The sequence below is a fragment of the Streptomyces sp. NBC_01352 genome, from assembly GCF_036237295.1.
Taxonomy (GTDB): Bacteria; Actinomycetota; Actinomycetes; order Streptomycetales; family Streptomycetaceae; genus Streptomyces; species Streptomyces plumbiresistens.
In genome coordinates this window covers 7,303,407-7,318,506 of record NZ_CP108354.1, presented here as the reverse complement: position 1 = coordinate 7,318,506, position 15,100 = coordinate 7,303,407, and the positions used below count along the sequence as shown (strand labels likewise).

The window sequence follows — 15,100 nt, the reverse complement described above, 5'->3', positions numbered from 1 at the left end:
TCTAGCCCGCTCATCTAGCCCGCACGGCTCGGTTCAGCCCCGCACCAGCCAGTCGCCGCTCCCGATGGGCTTCCCGCGGGCGCGCAGGCGGGCGGCCACGGAGGGCGCGGCGACGTACACCCAGGCCCGGACGGTGCGCCCGCCGCCGTCGAGGGTCACCTCGCGCGCCACGCGTTCGTAGAGGCTGCGCGGGTCTCCCGGCGTGTACTCCTCCAGCCGGTCCAGCGCGACCAGCAACTCCCCGTACGCCTCGGGCAGCGCGGTGACGACCTCGCCGCGCACCACTCCCCCGCGGTCGTCCGCGTACTCCTCCACGGCATAGGGGTAGCCCGGCCCCTCGTACAGCACCGCGCCGGTGAGCCGGCCCGGTTCCTCGGAGCGGATACGTCCGCGCAGGAAGCGGTCGTGGTTGGGCTCGCCGGGGCGGAGGGTGCCGTAGACGAAGAAGGGCAGTTTCGGGGCGCTCACAGAAACGATTCTCTCCTCTCACACACCTGCGCATCCGCGCCATAGACATGACATGTCATGGCCACTTAAATCTTGGTCAAGATCCGCGCCACCCCCACGTTCCGCGCGCCCCTTAACGCCCTTTCGGGCGCCTTCCCGAGGAGACCGATGAGCCGGATACGGCCGTACGTCCGAGGTTCCCGTCGTCTCACCACCGCCGGCGCTGCCGCCACCACCGCCATCCTGCTCGCGGCCGCGCTCTCCCCCGCCGCCGGCGCGGCCGACCGGCCGAGCCGGGCCTCCGCGATCGAGAACGCGGCGTCGGTGCTCGCGGACCGGGCCGCGGCGCTGGGGCTCACCGCCGCACAGGACACGACCGTCCGGGACGTCGTGGTGGACGCGGACGGCACGCAGCACGTGCGCTACGACCGTACGTACCACCACATACCGGTCCTGGGCGGCGACTTCGTGGTCCACCTGTCGCCCGACGGCAGCTACCGCGGCGCCGACCGCGCCACGAAGAGCACGGTCACGCTCGCGAGCGTCACCCCGAAGCTGTCCGCGCCGAAGGCCGCCGACCTCGCGGTGAACGCGCTGCGCGCCGCCCACCTCGGCGAGACCCTGCGGAGCCTCACCGCCAAGCCGCAGCTCGTCGTCGACGCCCTGCACGGCACCCCGAAGCTGGCCTGGCAGACGAACGCCGTGGCGCAGGACTCCCTCGGCAACCCGACCGCCCGGACGATCCTGACGGACGCCGCCACGGGCACCCAGATCGACGCCTGGGACACCCTCGAGACGGCGTCGGGCGACGGCAAGTCCCTGTACGGCGGCACGGTCCCGCTGGAGACGACGCTGTCGGGATCGACGTACCAGCTGAAGGACGCGACGCGCGGGAACACGTACACCGGCGACGCGGCGAACCAGAACGACCTGTGCGTCCTGGGCATCTGCCTGAGCCGGGCGCCCTCGACGGTCTTCACCGACGCCGACAACCACTGGGGCACCGGCACGGACGCCGACCGCGCCTCGGCGGCGGTCGACGCGCAGTACGGCACGGACGTGACCTGGGACTACTACAAGAACGTCCACGGCCGCAACGGCATCGCGGGCGACGGCAAGGGCTCGTACAACCGCGTGCACTACGGCACCCGGTACAACAACGCCTTCTGGGACGACAGTTGCTTCTGCATGACGTACGGGGACGGTGACGGCACGCAGCTCGGCCCGCTGGTGTCCCTCGACGTGGCGGGCCACGAGATGTCGCACGGCGTCACCTCCAAGACGGCGGCGCTGACGTACTCCGGCGAGTCCGGCGGCCTGAACGAGGCCACGTCCGACATCTTCGGCACGCTGGTGGAGTTCTACGCCGGCAACGCGTCTGATCCGGGCGACTACCTGATCGGCGAGAAGATCGTCCGCTCCGGCTTCGGACGCGACGCCCTGCGCTACATGGACAAGCCGTCCAAGGACGGCGCCTCCGCGGACTGCTGGACCCCGGCGGTGGGCGACCTGGACGTCCACTACTCCTCGGGCGTCGCCAACCACTTCGCGTACCTGTTGGCCGAGGGCAGCGGCGCCAAGACGGTGAACGGCGTCAGCCACAACTCGCCGACCTGCGACGGTTCTTCGGTCACCGGGATCGGGCGGGCCAAGCTGGGGGCGGTCTGGTACCGGGCGTTGACGGTCTACATGACGTCGTCGACGGATTACGCGGGTGCGCGGACGGCGACGCTGAGCGCGGCGAAGGATCTGTACGGGGCGGGGAGCGCGGAGTACGGGGCGGTGGCCGCGGCGTGGAGTGCGGTGGGCGTGGGGTGAGTCGAGCAGTGGCAGCGTGACGTGACCGCCTCGGTCGGGTGACCGGGGCGGCCGTGCGTGATGTGCGTTGCCTGCATCGCTCGCATGCTTGCGTTGCTCAGCCGAGTGTGTGGCCACCGTTGACCTTGATGCGTTCCCCTGTGACGAAGGCGGCCTCGGCGGAGGCGAGGAAGGACACGGCGGCGGCGACGTCCTCCGGCCGGCCCATGCGCCCCAGGGGTACGTCGGAGGCGTACGCGGCCAGGGACACCCGGCGCGCGGGCCCAGCACTCCGTCAGGCCGTGCTTGGCGGCCTTGGCGGCCTTGGCGGCCTTGGCGGCCTTGGCGGCCACGTACGCGGACATCTCGGGCAGGGCCCGCTCCAGGACGTCCGAGCCGATCTGAATGATCCGGCCGCCGCCGCGTTCCCGCATCGCCGGAAGCACCGCCTGCATCAGCAGCGTCGGGCTCTTCACGAAGAACGTGAGCTGGGCGAGGTGGGCCCCGGTTGCCGGCCGGTGGCGTTCACGACGAGGGTGGCGACGGGACCCAGGCGAGCCGTGACGTCCGTGACGAGATCCGTGACGTCGGCCTCGTCGGTCACGTCCGCGGCGAACGCCTCGGCGGTCCCGCCCGCCGCGCGGATGTCCGCCACGAGCTCGCGGGCCGCCTCGGCGCCCGCCCAGTAGTTGACGGCGACCGGGTGTCCGTCGGCCGCGAGGCGGCGGGCGATGACCGCTCCGTCAAGATATGCCGAGGGCTCCGGGCCGTACGTCTCCCCTGTCGAGGCCGCTCCAGGGTGGGCCCGCGGTCCAGGCCTGCCTTCGCTCGCACATCCGGTGCCGGAGGGGCACGCTGGAATCAGCCACTCGCGCTGCACGGGCACGCCGGTGACGAGCCCGTACGCGGGTACGCCTGTGCACGGGAACAGGACGAGGTGACGATGGATGCGCCACGGGTTCGTGCCGCCAGTGCGCCAGGCCTGTCGGAGCCCTTCCGGCGAGGAGGGGAGCGGCGGGCATGACCCGCCTGGCGGATCCCTCGGCCCGTCGGGTGCCCCGGGGGCGTCCGAGCGGTCCGGCTCACCGCACGCTCCGGATACTCCTGAGCCGCCCGAGGCTTCTCCGGGCCAGGGCCCGCCCCGCAGCCACGGAGGCCGGTGGAGGGCACTGGGCCGCTTCGTCCACGTCAGGAGTACGCGCGTATGGCAGCGCGGCAAGGAAGTGGAGCTGCTGCACCGCGCCATGGGCTTCGCGGCGCTGGGACTGGTGACGATCGCCCCGCTGCTGATCGTGGTCGCGGCGACCGCCCCGATCCAGGAACGCGGCTTCGCCCAGTGGGTCGTGGACGGCATGGGGCTGTCCGGGCGTCCCGCCGACGCCGTGCAGGACCTCTTCGCCGCACCCCGCGAGGTCCTGAGCACGACCAGCGTCCTGAGCGTGGTGCTGCTCGCCCTGTTCGGCGTGCCGTTCGCCGGCAGCGTCCAGACCGGTTACGAAAAGGTGTGGGACCTGGCGGCCGGACGCTGGCACACCGTATGGCGACGCGCGGCGTGGCTCGTCGCGCTGACCGCCTACCTCTTCGCCGAAGCGCAGAGCGGGACCGTCCTGGAGCCCGGAGTCCTGGGCTCATCGGCCCGCATCGGACTGTCCTCGTTGCTCGGCGTGCTCTTCTTCTGGTGGGGGCAGCGTTTCCTGCTGGGCGGCCGGATCCCCTGGCGCGCCCTCCTGCCGGGCGCCATCGCCACGATGGTGGGCCTCGGCGGTCTGCGGCTGTTCTCCTCCCTGGTCTTCTCCCCGCTCATCGTGAGCAACGCCGTCTCGTACGGTTCGGTCGGCACCGTCCTGGTCGTGACGTCCTGGCTGGTCGGTGTCGGCTTCGTCGTCTTCGGCGGCGCCCTCGTCGGCCGCTACTGGTACCTCCACGAACCGCACCACATTCCGCACCCGCACGCTCACGCCCACCCCCACGCCCGCTCCCGCTCCCGCTCCCGCTCCCGCTCCCGTAAGAGCTGAAGCGTGCGCCGACGCAACGCGGCGGCCAGCACCCCAACGTGGTGAACAAATCCATGGCGGCGCACCTCGCCCGCCGGATACGCTCCCCTGCCGCCCACCCGCCACACTCCCGGGAAGCCGTATGCCGCCGTCCACGACCAAGATGCACCCCGACGAACTCGACATCGACGCGACCCTGGTCGAGGCTCTGCTCTGCGACCAGTTCCCGCGGTGGGCCGGGCTCCCGGTCACGCGGGTCGAGTCCGCCGGGACCGACAACGCGATGTACCGGCTGGGCGACGAGATGGTCGTACGGCTGCCGCGGTTGCCCGGCGGAGCCCACCAGGTCGGCATCGAGCAGCGGTGGCTGCCCCGGCTGGCCCCGCGTCTCCCGCTGGCCGTACCGGCGCCGCTGGCGATGGGCGAGCCCGGGCGCGGGTACGCGCTGCCGTGGGGGGTGTACCGGTGGCTGGACGGCGACAACGCCTACGACTCGCCGCTCACCGAACTCGCGGAGGCGGCCGTGGAGTTGGGGCGGTTCGTCGCGGCGCTGCGGCGGGTCGACGCCACGGGCGGGCCGGTCTCCTGGCGGGGCGGTCCGGTCGCGGGCAACGACGAGGCCGTCCGTGCCGCGATCGACGACATGGGCGCCGACGGGACGCTGGACGCGGTCGCCGCCACGGCCGTCTGGGAGGACACGCTCCGGTTGCCCCAGTGGGACGGTCCTCCGGTCTGGCTCCACGGCGACCTGCTGCCCGGCAACCTGCTGACCGCGCACGGCCGGCTCACCGCGGTCATCGACTTCGGCGGGCTGGGGGTCGGGGATCCCGCGGCGGACGTGATGGCCGGGTGGACGCTCTTCGACGCCGAGACCCGTGGATTGTTCCGCGAGGCGGCCGACGTCGACGACCTGACGTGGGCCCGGGGGCGGGGCTGGGCCCTGTGCTTCGGGCTGACGGCGGAGCACTACTACCGCGGCGGGAAGAACCCGGTGCTCGCGGCGGTGGGGCGGCGGGCGGTACGGGAGGTTCTCACCGAGTACGCGGGCGGCATGCGGACCTGACCTCCGCATGCCGCCCGCCGATCACTGGCCGCCGGCCACCGACGCCTACGCCTACGCGCGTTCCGTCAGCCACGTCCGTTTCGGTCGGCACTCCAACCTGCCGTCCACGACCTTGCACCAGGTCTGGTAGTCGCTGGAGTAGAGGCGCTCGCCGAGCCAGTCGTAGTCACCCGCGTCCGGGCGGGCCGGCGGCGTGTGGGGGACGAAGTTGGCGGCGTCGTCGACGCTGCCGGTGCCGTCGTAGCGGGCGACCTGGGGGTACGGGTACACCGGTCGCGTGCGCGTCACCGTGTCGTCGGTGACCTTGGACGCGACGATCGCGGCGGGCTTGGTGGCGCTCTCCGCCCATGCCATCACCGGAGTGAGGACGTCGAAGGTGTTGGGGCCCTCGCCTCCGCCGCAGTGGGCGACGCCGGGGAAGAGGTACAGCTCGGCGAAGCGGTCCACGGCCCGAGCACCCATCGTCGTACGCATCGCGTCGTAGTACGCGAGCGTGCTCTGCGGCGAGATGTGCTGGTCGTTCCAGCCGTGCCACAACAGCAGCTTGCCTCCCCCGCGTCGGAAGGCGCCGAGGTCGGGGTCGAGCGCGGCGAGGTAGCTGGAGGACTGGACCGTCTTCCAGAACGACTCGGCCGTGAACTTCAGGTCGGACAGCTGGAAGCCGGGGTCCGGGGCGTTGGTGTGGGCGAGGTAGCGCGCGAAGGACGTCACGAAGTTCTCGCTGGCCACCGTCTGGCCCTGGGCGCTCGGCACGAACAGCGTCCACTCCGGCTCCGAGCCCCACTCGTGGGAGACCGGCACCTCCAGCTTGCGGCCCTGCGCGTCCGTCGCACCGTCGTGCAGTCTCTGCACCACGCCTGCCTGAGCCGCCGTCAGGCACGTCGACGGATCCTGTCCGGCCTCGCACACCAGCGTCCGCGGGTCGAAGTCGCACCGGCGCGGGTCGTCGAGCAGTCCGTCGGTCAGGCCGTCCAGCGCGTCGCAGGCGTCGAGCACGGCCCGGTGGACGAGGGGCAGTTTGTCGGCTAGGAGGATGTACTTTCCGTCCGCGTCCTTGTTCGTCAGGACGTTCCAGGCGTGGTGGAAGGTGTTCTGGACGATCATGTTGTTCGCGGGCGCGCCGGCGGCGATGCCGTCGAAGTCGTCGGGGTGGCGCTGGGCCTCCATCAGCGCCTCACGGCCGCCGTCGGAGCAGCCGGTGAAGTAGGAGTACGCGGGGCGCTGACCGTAGAACTTCTTGATGACCGCCTTGGCGACCTGGGCGGTGACGTGCACGCCCCGGTAGGCGAAGTCGATCTGCGCCTGCGGGTTGTCCAGCGCCCAGGAGCCGTCGTTCTGGCCCTGGTGGCCCATGTCGGTCGTGGCACTGGCCACCGTGCCGTCCCTGACGACCGGGCAGGTGGACGCCTGGCCGTAGTTGATGCTGGCGCTGCCGCACAGGCCGCCGCAGCCGGTCTGTACGTAGCGCTGCGTCCAGCCGTCGACCGGCAGGCGCAGGACGATGGTGTTCGCGGGGGCGACGGTGCCCCGTACCTCGCAGTACGGAGCCGCCGCTCCGGTCGTCACGACGGTCGCGGAGCGGATCGTGACCGGCGCGTCGGTGACCCCGTCCAGGTCGAGGCCGGTCACGTCGGCGCAGTCCAGCACGGGTTTCACCGCGGGCAGGTCCGCGAGACCCGCCGCGGTGAACGAGGGACGCGACGCGTCCGCGCCGGCGGCGGAACCGGCGCCTGTGACCGGCACCAGGACCAGCGCGAGCACAGCGGCCGCGACCGCTCTGCCGCGCGCGAAGGACCGACGCATGGGTTTTCCTCCTCGGTGGGGCGCGGCGCCCGGGTCGGGCGATGCGCCGCCGAGCGGGTAGTAGCGTGCCGGACGTCGGAGATATCGTCAACGATTTTCACGGCAATTCAGCGAGGCGGATGCCGAGACCGCCCCGGTCACCCGTTCACACCCCCGCCCTGCACCCTTCGGGTTCTTTTCCCGTCGCGCCCGCCTCGCGCCGATGACCTGCTGAAACAGCGGCCGCCGACCTCCGCCCGAGCGCCGCCTGACACCCATTCACCCTATTTCTGACGCCCCCTCAGGAAGCGGTCGCGGCCCGCTGCCAGTTACCTCGGAAGGGCAGCGCCCCACCGAAGTGCACCGCAGAGCTCGAGGGAGCACCGATGCGACGTACCGCCCGTCTGCTGTCCGGTACCGCGTTCGCCGTCGCCGTCGCAGGCCTCGGCGCCACGCCCGCGTACGGCGGCAGCGGCGATACCGGCGGCCTGGAGGTCTACCCGTCCTCCGTCGTGCCGGGCGGACAGGTCACGGTGAACACGGCGGACTGCGGGGACGGCGGTTCGGCGGCGGGCGATGCCAGCGCGGTGGGCGCCGGTACGTTCACGCTCGCACCGAGCACGCACGAGGGCGACGCGATCGGGCAGTTCCGGGTGCCGCCGAGCGCGCAGCCGGGGACGTACGAGATCGTCGCGACGTGCGCGGAGGACGGCCGGCGGGTCACGGGCGACCTGGTCGTGACGCTGACGTCCGCGCGCGAGCCGGTCGCTCCGCGGGGAAGTGTGAAGACGGGGGTCGGCGGCGCACTGGGCCCCGACCCCGTACAGACCGCGGCCGGCGTGGCGGCTCTCGCCGTCGCCGCCGCGGGCGGTACCTGGCTCCTGCATCGCCGGGCGAGAGGCGACGGGATCTGACGGACACCCTCCGCTGTCCGTCCGCCGGTACCGCAAGCCCCCTCCCCCTCCGGGTCCGACGCCCCTCGCGGCCCGGAGGGGGAACGGGTCCCGTTCAGGAGAGAGAGCATCGCCATGCGCAGACTCGGCAACGCCGCGATAGCGACCGTCACCGCCGCGGCCCTGTGCTCCGGTGCGTGGCTGCTGCGCAGCGGCGCCGAGACGCACGCGCCGCCACAGCCGGCCGCGGCCGAGGCCCGCGTCGACCCGGGCGCCCGGGGCTCCGCCGCGCCCGCGCTGCCGCCCTCCCCGCCCGACCGGATCCGCATCCCCTCGATCCGCGTGAACGCTCCGCTGATGGGCCTCGGCCTCACCGCGTCCGGCAGCCTCGACGTCCCGCCAGCCGCGCGCGGGAACCTCGCCGGCTGGTACGAGGCCGGCACCACCCCCGGCGAGCGGGGCACCGCGATCGTCGCGGGCCATGTCGACAACGCCGACGGCCCCGCCGTCTTCTACCACCTCGGCGCGCTGAGGAAGGGCGCGGTCATCGAGGTCGACCGGCGTGACGGAGACGTCGCCGTCTTCACCGTGGACACCGTCGAGGTCTACGACGCTCAGGACTTCCCCGACGAGAAGGTGTACGGGGCGGCGGCGCGGCCGGAGCTGCGGGTGATCACGTGCGGCGGCGGTTACTCACGGAGCACCGGCTACCAGGGGAACGTCGTCGTCTTCGCGCACCTCACCGGCAGCCGCTGAGCCGCCCAGTACGTTCACCCGTCCCCACGCGCCCAGGGGCGCCAGCGCCTCGTTCAGCGCAGCGCCCCGAGGTGTCAGCGAGTACTCGACGCGCGGCGGCACCTCGTCGAACGCCTCCCGGTGCACGACGCCGTCCGCCTCCAGCTCCCGCAGGTGTGCCGCGAGGACCTTCTCCGTCACGCCGGGCAGCTCTCTGCGCAGCTCGCCGAAGCGGCACGGCCGCACACTCAGCGCCCACAGGATCAGCACCTTCCACTTGCCGCCGATCACGTCCATCGCCGCGTCGACCCCGCAGACGTACGCCCCCGGCCGCCGTACGGTCGCCATGCCGCCCCCTCCTCCTGCCTGGACCCTTTCCCACCGGTAACCACCCACTCCGAAGTGCGTACTTGAGCAGGATGTTCACCTCGTCGAGCCTAACTTCCATGACTGACAACGCAGTTGCCTCTCGTACTCCCGTCACCCTCCTCGGCACCGGAGCCATGGGCACCGCCCTCGCCCGCGCCTGGCTCGCCGCCGGGCATCCCGTCACCGTCTGGAACCGCACCCCCGCCCGCGCCGAGGCCCTGGCCGCCGAGGGTGCGACCGTCGCCGCGAGTGCCGCCGAGGCGGTGGCCGCGGGCCGGCTCGTGGTCGCCTGCCTCCTCGACGACGCCTCCGTGGGCGAGGCCCTCGACGGGGCCGACCTGACCGGCCGGGACCTGGTGAACCTCACCACCGGGACGTCCGCACAGGGACGGTCCCGCGCCACTTGGGCACAGGCTCGCGGGGCCCGCTTCCTGGACGGCGGGATCATGGCCGTACCGCCGATGATCGGTGCCGCGGGCTCCGGGGCGTACGTCTTCTACAGCGGTTCCGCGGCCCTCTTCGAGGAGCACCGGGCCACCCTCGCCGTCCCGGCCGGCACCACCTACGTCGGCGCGGACCCGGGATTCGCGGCGCTGCACGACGTGGCGCTGCTGAGCGCGATGACGGGGATGTTCGCGGGCATCACGCACGCCTTCGCGCTGATCCGCCCGGAGGACATCGCCCCGAAGGACTTCGCGCCGCTCCTCGTGTCCTGGCTCACCGCGATGGCGCCCATGGCCCACCAGGCGGCCGACCAGCTGGAGAGCGGCGACTACGGCAAGGACGTCGTCTCCAACCTGGCCATGCAGGTCGCGGCCAACGCGACCCTGCTGCGCACGGCCGAGGAGCAGGGCGTGAGCGCGGAGCTGCTGACTCCGTACATGGACCTGATGGAGCGGCGCCTCGCCGACGGGCACGGCGCCGAGGGCACGACAGGCCTCGTCGACCTGCTGGCGCCCGCACAAAGCGCCTAGGCCACCCCCTGCTCGTACGCCACGTGCGGTGGCGGGCTGCCAGTGGGACGCACGCCACACCACGGGCTCGGTGAGCCTCGCGTAAGCGGTTCGGCGCCGGTTCTCCGGCGCCGAACCGCTTCCCCGGCCGCCTCCGGATCCGTACGACGGCCCTGCCGCGAGCCGGCGCCCTGGCGGCCGAACCGGGACGTTCCGGGCACCTCCCCTCCTCCGTCCCCCCGCGCGTGAGCTGGTGAAACCCCGCCGCTCCCGGCGCGGGCCGGCCCCGGTCGTAGACGATGGCGACTGCACGGACCCCGGGGATGCGGCCGCCCCCGGCCCGTCCCCGCCGTACCGGGCCTCACAGCGCACCCCCGGCGCCCGTCCCGAACCCTCACACCCATCCCCCGCCCCCGCTGAGGGCAGCGTTCCCCGCGGGAAACAGACGTGATGCGGCCGGGTAACACCGGCACCGCACGCTCCTAGGCATGACCTCGAATACGCGTGTGGTGGTGATCGGCGCCGGGCTCGCGGGCGTCCGTCTCGCCCGGCGGCTCGGTGAGCTCGGTGTTCCCGTGACGCTCATCGGCGAGGAGGAGCACCGGCCCTACAACCGGGTCCTGCTCGCCGAAGTGCTGGCCGGCCGCTACAGCCCCGACGTGATCGCCCTCCCGGCGCCCGCGGAACTGACGCGCGCCCGGATCACCGGCATCGACCGGGCCGGGCGGACCGTTGAGTGCGCGGACGGCACGAAGATCGCATACGACACGCTGGTCCTGGCCACCGGCTCCAACCCCGTGCTCCCGCCCCTGCGCGGCCTGTTCAGCCCCGACCACGTGCTGCCCGAGGGCGTCCACGCCTTCCGCACGATGGACGACTGCCTGGGCCTGTCCAAGGCGGTACGGCCGGGTGTGAAGGCGGTCGTCATCGGCGGCGGGCTGCTCGGTGTGTCCGCGGCCCGTGCGCTCGCCCTGCGCGGCGCCCAGGTCGTCCTCGCCCAGCAGTCCGAGCGGCTCATGGAGCGCCAGCTCGACCCGTCCGCCTCCAAGCTGGTCCGGCGCCACCTCACCGACCTCGGCGTGGAGATCCACACCGAGTGCCGGGTCCGGGACGTGCGCTGCGTCGGCGGCGCGGTCCGCTCGGTGGAGATGTCCGACGGGTACGCCCTCGACGCCGACCTCGTGGTCCTGGCCTGCGGGGTCCACCCGCGCGTGGGCCTCGCCCAGATCTCCGGCCTCGACGTCCGCAAGGGCGTCGTGGTCGACGACGAACTGCGCACCTCCGACCCGCACATCCGGGCGATCGGCGACTGCGCACAGCACGACGGCACGGTGTACGGACTGGCCACTCCCGCGCTCGAACAGGCGGATGTGCTGGCCGAGTCGCTCGCCGGCCGGGCGAACGCCCGCTACACCGGCACCCGTTCGCTGACCCGACTCACCCTCACCGGGCAGACCGCCTTCGACCTCGCCGCGTTCGGCGAGACCGAGGCACTCCCCGGTGACGACGTCGTGCAGCTCACCGACGCGACCCGAGGCACGTACCGCAAGGTCGTCGTCCGCGACGACCGCCTGGTCGGCGGGGTCCTCGTCGGCGAACTGGGCACCGTCGGCGCTCTTGCCCGCGCCTGGGAGGGAGCAGAGCCGCTCCCCGCCGACGGTGCCCCCTTGCTCCACCTGCTCACCAACGATGGAGGCTCCTGATGTCCACGACCGCACTTGTGGGGAACGGCCCCCGCCCCACGATCGTGCTCGTCGGCCATGGCATGGTCGGCCAGCGCTTCCTCGAAGCGCTCGCCGAGCGCGGCCTGACCGCCACGCACCGCGTGGTCGTGCTGTGCGAGGAGCCGCGTCCCGCGTACGACCGTGTGGCGCTCACCTCGTACTTCTCGGGCAAGACGCCCGAGGACCTGTCCATGACGGACATGCGGTTCATCGCCGACCACGGGATCGAGCTGTACGTCGGTGACCCGGCGGAGACGATCGACCGCGAGGCGAAGAAGGTGACCGCCCGCTCGGGACTGGTCGTCGACTACGACGTGCTGGTCCTCGCCACCGGCTCGTACCCCTTCGTCCCGCCCGTCCCCAACAAGGACGCCGAGGGCTGCTTCGTCTACCGCACCATCGAGGACCTCCTCGCCATCGAGGAGTACGCCAAGTCCAGGGCGACGACGGGCGCGGTGGTCGGCGGCGGTCTGCTCGGCCTGGAGGCCGCGGGCGCGCTCAAGGGCCTCGGGCTCAACGCCCACATCGTGGAGTTCGCGCCCCGCCTGATGCCGGTGCAGGTCGACGAGGGCGGCGGCGCCGCGCTGCTGCGCACCATCGCGGACATGGGTCTGAGCGTCCACACCGGCGTCGGCACCCAGGAGATCGTGGTCGGCGAGGACGGCGCGGTCACCGGCATGAAGCTGTCCGACGGCTCCGAACTCGCCGCCGACATGGTGGTGTTCTCCGCCGGTGTCCGCCCCCGCGACCAGCTGGCCCGCGAGAGCGGTCTGACGGTCGGCGAGCGCGGCGGCATCAGCGTCGACGAGCAGTGCCGCACGGTGAACGACCCGCACGTCTTCGCGATCGGCGAGTGCGCGCTGGCCTCCGACGGCCGGGTGTACGGCCTGGTCGCCCCCGGCTACGAGCAGGCCGAGACGGCCGCCGCGACCATCGCCGCCGACGAGGCCTCCTTCACCGGCGCGGACCTGTCCACCAAGCTGAAGCTGCTCGGCGTGGACGTGGCGTCCTTCGGCGACGCGCACGGCACCACCGAGGACTGCCTCGACGTCGTCTACTCCGACTCCCGCGCCGGCCTGTACAAGAAGCTGGTCATCGGCCGCGACGGCACGCTGCTCGGCGGCATCCTGGTCGGCGACGCGGAGGCGTACGGCACGCTGCGCGCGTTCACCGGGTCGGTCCCGCCGGTCTCGCCCGAGTCGCTGGTCCTGCCCGCCGGATCCGGTGAGAGCGTCCAGCTCGGCCCGTCCGCGCTGCCGGACGAGGCGATCATCTGCTCCTGCCACAACGTGTCCAAGGGCACGATCCGCGGCGCGGTCACCGACCACCAGTGCACGACCGTTCCCGAGGTCAAGAAGTGCACCAAGGCCGGCACGGGCTGCGGCTCCTGCGTCAAGGTCCTCGGCCAGCTGGTCACCGCCGAGCTGGAGGCCAGCGGCGTCGAGGTCGACAAGGGCCTGTGCGGCTGCTTCTCGCAGACCCGCGAGGAGCTGTACGAGATCGTCCTCGCCCTGCGCATCAACACCTACCAGGACCTCCTGGACCGCTACGGCCGCGACGGTGCCAAGGGCGGCGACGGCTGCGAGATCTGCAAGCCGACGGTGGGCTCGATCATCGCCTCCCTCGCCCCGACGATCGGCGCGAGCAACTACGTCCTGGAGGGCGAGCAGGCGGCGCTGCAGGACAGCAACGACCACTTCCTCGCCAACCTCCAGAAGAACGGCTCGTACTCGGTCGTCCCCCGCATCCCCGGCGGCGAGATCACCCCCGAGGGCCTGATCGTCATCGGTGAGATCGCCCGCGACTTCGGCCTCTACACGAAGATCACCGGCGGCCAGCGGATCGACATGTTCGGCGCCCGCGTCGAGCAGCTCCCGCTGATCTGGGCCCGGCTGGTGGACGCCGGCTTCGAGTCCGGCCACGCCTACGGCAAGGCCCTGCGCACGGTGAAGTCCTGCGTCGGCCAGACCTGGTGCCGCTACGGCGTCCAGGACTCCGTCCGCATGGCGATCGACCTGGAGCTGCGCTACCGGGGCCTGCGCTCCCCGCACAAGCTCAAGTCGGCGGTGTCGGGCTGCGCCCGCGAGTGCGCGGAGGCCCAGTCGAAGGACTTCGGCATCATCGCCACCTCCAACGGCTGGAACCTGTACGTCGGCGGCAACGGCGGCGCCACCCCGCGCCACGCGGACCTGCTGGCCCAGGACCTGACCGACGCCGAACTGATCAAGCTGATCGACCGGTTCCTGATGTTCTACATCCGCACCGCCGACCGCCTGGAGCGCACGTCGACCTGGCTGGAGCGGATCCCCGGCGGCCTGGACCACGTCCGGGACGTGGTGGTGGAGGACTCCCTCGGCATCTGCGAGGAGCTGGAGTCCCTGATGGCGGACCACGTGTCGCACTACCGCGACGAGTGGGCGACGACCATCAACGACCCCGAGAAGCTCTCCCGGTTCGTCTCCTTCGTGAACGCGCCCGACACCCCGGACCCGGTCGTCGGCTTCGTCCCCGAGCGCGACCAGATCAAGCCCGACCTGCCTCTGCTGTCCATCGGCATGCGCCCCAGTGAGAACCCGGCAGACGTCCTGGAAGGAAGCGCCCAGCGATGACCCTGGCACCCGAGACGACCGACCTGAAGGTCCAACTGAGGCTGGCCGACAGCTGGTTCACGGTCTGCGACCTGACCATGCTGCTGCCGGGCCGCGGAGTAGCCGCCCTGCTGCCCGACGGCCACCAGGTCGCCCTCTTCCGCGACCGCGCCGGCACCCTCTACGCCGTCGACAACCGCGACCCGTTCAACGGCGCGGCGGTCCTCTCCCGCGGCCTGATCGGCTCCCACCAGGGCCGGCCCTTCGTCGCCTCACCCCTGCTGAAGCAGCGCTTCGACCTGGCGTCGGGGCAGTGCCTGGACGACGATTCGGTGCGGATCGCGACGTACGAGGTGCGGAGCGCGTGACGTCTTCTTGACCGGCGCCGGCTCCGGCATCGGACGGGCCGTCGCCCTCGCCTTCGCCGCCGAGGGCGCGAACGTCGTCGTGGCAGGGCGGCGACGGGGCCCGCTCGACGAGACGGTGAGCCTCGTCGAGGCTGCGGGCGGCAAGGCGCCGGCCGTCACCGCGGACGTCACCCGTGCCGCCGCCGTGGAGGCCCTCGCGGCCGCCGCCGTGGAGGCCCTCGCGGCCGCCGCCGTGGAGGCCCTCGCGGCCGCCGCCGTGGATCTCCCCCACTCTCGGCTTCGCTCGAGCGGGGGGACCCCCATCGGCTCGCTCGACGTGGCCGTCAACAACGCGGGCGTCTTCCGCGGCGGCGCCCCGCTGGCCGAGCTGTCCGAGGAGGACTGCAC

The 15,100-nt window shown here is 72.5% G+C and carries 14 protein-coding genes and 2 pseudogenes; 10 read left to right on the top strand and 6 right to left on the bottom strand.

Going from position 1 to position 15,100, the window contains the following annotated elements:
* Nucleotides 1-33: 33 nt before the first annotated feature.
* Complete coding sequence (locus OG252_RS33980) at nucleotides 34-468, bottom strand: gamma-glutamylcyclotransferase family protein (protein ID WP_266439824.1); 435 nt, start codon at nucleotides 466-468, stop codon at nucleotides 34-36.
* 147 nt (nucleotides 469-615) lie between these two features.
* Between OG252_RS33980 and OG252_RS33975 the strand changes: the two genes are divergently transcribed.
* Nucleotides 616-2,265, top strand: a complete 1,650-nt coding sequence (locus OG252_RS33975; protein WP_329340925.1) for a M4 family metallopeptidase — start codon at nucleotides 616-618, stop codon at nucleotides 2,263-2,265.
* A gap of 97 nt (nucleotides 2,266-2,362) precedes the next feature.
* On the opposite strand, the gene OG252_RS33970 is transcribed toward OG252_RS33975, so the two are convergent.
* From OG252_RS33970 to OG252_RS33965, 3 genes and pseudogenes are all read right to left on the bottom strand, one after another.
* Entirely contained in the window at nucleotides 2,363-2,515 is a 153-nt protein-coding gene (locus tag OG252_RS33970; protein WP_266439821.1) for an SDR family oxidoreductase, read from the bottom strand.
* A gap of 115 nt (nucleotides 2,516-2,630) precedes the next feature.
* Nucleotides 2,631-2,678, bottom strand: a pseudogene (locus OG252_RS52405) (hypothetical protein); the annotation flags it as partial.
* Between the two features lie 38 nt (nucleotides 2,679-2,716).
* Nucleotides 2,717-3,130 (bottom strand): SDR family NAD(P)-dependent oxidoreductase, encoded by a 414-nt coding sequence (locus OG252_RS33965; protein ID WP_266439820.1) that lies wholly within the window; start codon nucleotides 3,128-3,130, stop codon nucleotides 2,717-2,719.
* 337 nt (nucleotides 3,131-3,467) lie between these two features.
* Here OG252_RS33965 and OG252_RS33960 point away from each other — a divergent pair, with 337 nt between their 5' ends.
* Entirely contained in the window at nucleotides 3,468-4,259 is a 792-nt protein-coding gene (locus OG252_RS33960) for a ribonuclease BN (protein WP_443068444.1), read from the top strand.
* A gap of 121 nt (nucleotides 4,260-4,380) precedes the next feature.
* A complete protein-coding gene (locus tag OG252_RS33955; protein ID WP_329340922.1) occupies nucleotides 4,381-5,301 on the top strand; it encodes an aminoglycoside phosphotransferase family protein in 921 nt (306 codons plus the stop codon).
* Between the two features lie 51 nt (nucleotides 5,302-5,352).
* Here the strand turns inward: OG252_RS33955 and OG252_RS33950 are convergent, their stop codons facing one another.
* Nucleotides 5,353-7,104 carry a tannase/feruloyl esterase family alpha/beta hydrolase gene (locus OG252_RS33950; RefSeq protein ID WP_329340921.1) on the bottom strand — a complete coding sequence of 584 codons (1,752 nt, stop codon included), beginning with the start codon at nucleotides 7,102-7,104 and terminating at the stop codon, nucleotides 5,353-5,355.
* Between the two features lie 365 nt (nucleotides 7,105-7,469).
* Here OG252_RS33950 and OG252_RS33945 point away from each other — a divergent pair, with 365 nt between their 5' ends.
* The gene (locus tag OG252_RS33945) at nucleotides 7,470-7,997 is read left to right on the top strand and encodes a hypothetical protein (RefSeq protein ID WP_329340919.1); all 528 of its coding nucleotides are present in this window, start codon (nucleotides 7,470-7,472) and stop codon (nucleotides 7,995-7,997) included.
* 114 nt (nucleotides 7,998-8,111) lie between these two features.
* A complete protein-coding gene (locus tag OG252_RS33940; protein ID WP_329340917.1) occupies nucleotides 8,112-8,732 on the top strand; it encodes a class F sortase in 621 nt (206 codons plus the stop codon).
* Here OG252_RS33940 and OG252_RS33935 read toward each other — a convergent pair.
* Complete coding sequence (locus OG252_RS33935; RefSeq protein WP_266439814.1) at nucleotides 8,670-9,059, bottom strand: winged helix-turn-helix transcriptional regulator; 390 nt, start codon at nucleotides 9,057-9,059, stop codon at nucleotides 8,670-8,672. The genes OG252_RS33940 and OG252_RS33935 overlap by 63 nt on opposite strands.
* A gap of 98 nt (nucleotides 9,060-9,157) precedes the next feature.
* On the opposite strand from OG252_RS33935, the gene OG252_RS33930 reads away from it, so the two are divergent.
* From OG252_RS33930 to OG252_RS33910, 5 genes and pseudogenes are all read left to right on the top strand, one after another.
* The gene (locus OG252_RS33930) at nucleotides 9,158-10,054 is read left to right on the top strand and encodes an NAD(P)-dependent oxidoreductase (protein ID WP_329340914.1); all 897 of its coding nucleotides are present in this window, start codon (nucleotides 9,158-9,160) and stop codon (nucleotides 10,052-10,054) included.
* Nucleotides 10,055-10,521: 467 nt separating this feature from the next.
* On the top strand, nucleotides 10,522-11,736 hold the full coding sequence (locus tag OG252_RS33925) for an NAD(P)/FAD-dependent oxidoreductase (protein WP_329340912.1): 1,215 nt from the start codon (nucleotides 10,522-10,524) through the stop codon (nucleotides 11,734-11,736).
* Nucleotides 11,736-14,366 carry a nitrite reductase large subunit NirB gene (gene nirB, locus OG252_RS33920; protein WP_329340909.1) on the top strand — a complete coding sequence of 877 codons (2,631 nt, stop codon included), beginning with the start codon at nucleotides 11,736-11,738 and terminating at the stop codon, nucleotides 14,364-14,366. Before OG252_RS33925 ends, nirB begins: the two co-directional genes overlap by 1 nt.
* On the top strand, nucleotides 14,363-14,713 hold the full coding sequence (gene nirD / locus OG252_RS33915) for a nitrite reductase small subunit NirD (protein WP_266439808.1): 351 nt from the start codon (nucleotides 14,363-14,365) through the stop codon (nucleotides 14,711-14,713). The genes nirB and nirD overlap by 4 nt, the downstream gene beginning before the upstream one ends.
* Nucleotides 14,673-15,095: pseudogene (locus OG252_RS33910) on the top strand (SDR family NAD(P)-dependent oxidoreductase); the annotation flags it as partial. The gene nirD and the pseudogene OG252_RS33910, both read left to right, overlap by 41 nt.
* Between the last annotated feature and the right edge of the window lie 5 nt (nucleotides 15,096-15,100).

Coding starts and splice junctions, on each gene's coding strand:
- OG252_RS33950 (WP_329340921.1), bottom strand. CDS start 7,104: ATGCGTCGGTCCTTCGCGCGCGGCAGAGCGGTCGCGGCCGCTGTGCTC.
- OG252_RS33975 (WP_329340925.1), top strand. CDS start 616: ATGAGCCGGATACGGCCGTACGTCCGAGGTTCCCGTCGTCTCACCACC.
- OG252_RS33925 (WP_329340912.1), top strand. CDS start 10,522: ATGACCTCGAATACGCGTGTGGTGGTGATCGGCGCCGGGCTCGCGGGC.
- OG252_RS33935 (WP_266439814.1), bottom strand. CDS start 9,059: ATGGCGACCGTACGGCGGCCGGGGGCGTACGTCTGCGGGGTCGACGCG.
- OG252_RS33930 (WP_329340914.1), top strand. CDS start 9,158: ATGACTGACAACGCAGTTGCCTCTCGTACTCCCGTCACCCTCCTCGGC.
- OG252_RS33940 (WP_329340917.1), top strand. CDS start 8,112: ATGCGCAGACTCGGCAACGCCGCGATAGCGACCGTCACCGCCGCGGCC.
- nirD (WP_266439808.1), top strand. CDS start 14,363: ATGACCCTGGCACCCGAGACGACCGACCTGAAGGTCCAACTGAGGCTG.
- OG252_RS33955 (WP_329340922.1), top strand. CDS start 4,381: ATGCCGCCGTCCACGACCAAGATGCACCCCGACGAACTCGACATCGAC.
- nirB (WP_329340909.1), top strand. CDS start 11,736: ATGTCCACGACCGCACTTGTGGGGAACGGCCCCCGCCCCACGATCGTG.
- OG252_RS33945 (WP_329340919.1), top strand. CDS start 7,470: ATGCGACGTACCGCCCGTCTGCTGTCCGGTACCGCGTTCGCCGTCGCC.